The following is a 1,889-nucleotide window of genomic DNA, read 5'->3' on the forward strand; positions in this document are numbered from 1 at the left end:
GCCAAGGCCGACGCGCTGATCGAAATTTCAGCGCGCCTCGGCCTGACGCCCGCCGACGCCATTGCCGTCGGTGACGGCGCCAATGATCTCGACATGATCCGCCTTGCCGGTACCGGTGTCGCGCTTCACGCTAAGCCGACGGTGGCGGCACAGGCCAAGGTCCGCATCGATCATGGCGACCTGACCGCGCTGCTCTATATTCAGGGCTACAGGCAGGAGGACTTTGTGCAATGAAACCAATGCGTACCGAGCGCCTGATCCTGCGCAACTGGGAGGATCGCGACCGCGACCTGTTCCACCGCATCAACTCCGACGACCGGGTGATGGAGTTCTTTCCATTCCGCCGTGACCGCGCCCAGGCGGATGCCAAGATGGACGAGCTCCGGGCCTGGACCACGAAGGACGGATACGGTTTTGCTGCCGCCGAGATCACCGCCACCGGTGAATGCATCGGCTTCATCGGTCTCCTCGACACCGATCATGTGCCATCCCTGCCAGCCGGCACCATCGAGATCGGCTGGCGGCTGGCACCTGAGTTCTGGGGCAAAGGCTATGTCACCGAGGCAGCCGATGCGTGGCTGGCCTACGGCTTCGAGACGCTTGGCCTCGATGAAATCGTGTCATTCGCCGTCGCGGCCAACCGCCGCTCCACCGCCGTCATGCAACGCCTCGGCATGAGCGCGGATCCATCCGCCGATTTCGACCACCCCAGCATTCCCGACAGCCATCCGCATCTCAAACGGCATGTCCTCTACAGACTGTCGCGCCAGGACTGGCAGGCAAGAAAAAGGGCAGCTCGCTAGCCGCCCTTTTTTCAGTGTTGTCGTGTTGTCGATCTTCCGGACCTCAGTCCATCCTGATCGTCACGAACCTGAGCTCGCCGGTCTTCGAGGCCAGCATCAAGAGCGCATTCTTGCGCCCCTGTTCCTTCAAGGCGCCGATCCGGTCCATGACGTCCTTGGGGGTAGCAACCGATTCCTGTGCGATCTCGGTGATCACCTCGCCGGGCTGGATGCCGCGTTCGGCGGCGGCCGAGTCCTTGGTGACGTCGGTGATGACGACGCCCGAAACATCGGCCGCAATGCTGAACTTCTTGCGTGTCTCGTCGTTCAGTTCGCCGACCGTCATGCCGAGCACCGAAGCAGTGGAAACGGCCGGAGCCTTGTCGCCCTTGTCCTGATCGGTGTTGCCCTCCTCGGCGTTGGCGGCCTTCTCGCCATCCTCGAGCCGGCCGAGGGTCACTTTCACCGTCTGTTCAACGCCCTTGCGCACGATCAGCACGTCGACCGCCTTGCCGACAGGGCTTTCGGCGACGACACGTGGCAGGTCGCGCATCTCATGGATATCCTTGCCGTCGAACTTGATGATGACGTCGCCGGCCTGGATCGTGCCATTGTCGACCGGGCCGCCCTTGATCACGCCGGCAACCAGCGCACCCTTTGCGGTCGCCATGCCGAGGCTTTCGGCGATGTCGTCGGTCACCGGCTGGATGCGCACGCCGAGCCAGCCGCGCCGCGTCTCGCCGAACTGGCGCAACTGGTCGACGACACCGGACGCGAGCTGCGACGGGATGGAGAAGCCGATGCCGATCGAGCCGCCGGATGGCGAGATGATCGCCGTGTTGATGCCGATGACTTCGCCCGCGCTGTTGAACAGCGGTCCGCCGGAATTGCCGCGGTTGATCGCGGCATCGGTCTGGATGAAGTCGTCATAGGGGCCGGAATTGATGTCGCGGTTGCGGGCCGAGACGATGCCGACCGTCACCGTGCCGCCGAGGCCGAACGGATTGCCGATCGCCATCACCCAGTCGCCGACGCGCATCTTGGTGGAATCGCCGAACTTTACCGCCGTCAGCTTGTGGCCTTTCGGATCGACCTTGAGCACGGCGA

At 63.8% G+C, this 1,889-nt stretch carries 3 protein-coding genes; 2 read left to right on the plus strand and 1 reads right to left on the minus strand.

What is annotated here, in order from left to right:
- Both ENZ75_RS30535 and ENZ75_RS30540 read left to right on the plus strand, forming a co-directional pair.
- Positions 1-234: HAD hydrolase family protein (locus ENZ75_RS30535; protein ID WP_164888133.1), on the plus strand; the 234-nt coding region annotated here is incomplete at its 5' end.
- Positions 231-803 carry a GNAT family N-acetyltransferase gene (locus ENZ75_RS30540; protein WP_063168275.1) on the plus strand — a complete coding sequence of 191 codons (573 nt, stop codon included), beginning with the start codon at positions 231-233 and terminating at the stop codon, positions 801-803. The genes ENZ75_RS30535 and ENZ75_RS30540, both read left to right, overlap by 4 nt.
- Before the next feature lie 43 nt (positions 804-846).
- Here ENZ75_RS30540 and ENZ75_RS30545 read toward each other — a convergent pair.
- Positions 847-1,889: PDZ domain-containing protein (locus tag ENZ75_RS30545; protein WP_128278576.1), on the minus strand; the 1,043-nt coding region annotated here is incomplete at its 5' end.

Source organism: Mesorhizobium sp. M7A.F.Ca.CA.002.04.1.1, assembly GCF_004022805.1.
Taxonomy (GTDB): Bacteria; Pseudomonadota; Alphaproteobacteria; order Rhizobiales; family Rhizobiaceae; genus Mesorhizobium; species Mesorhizobium ciceri.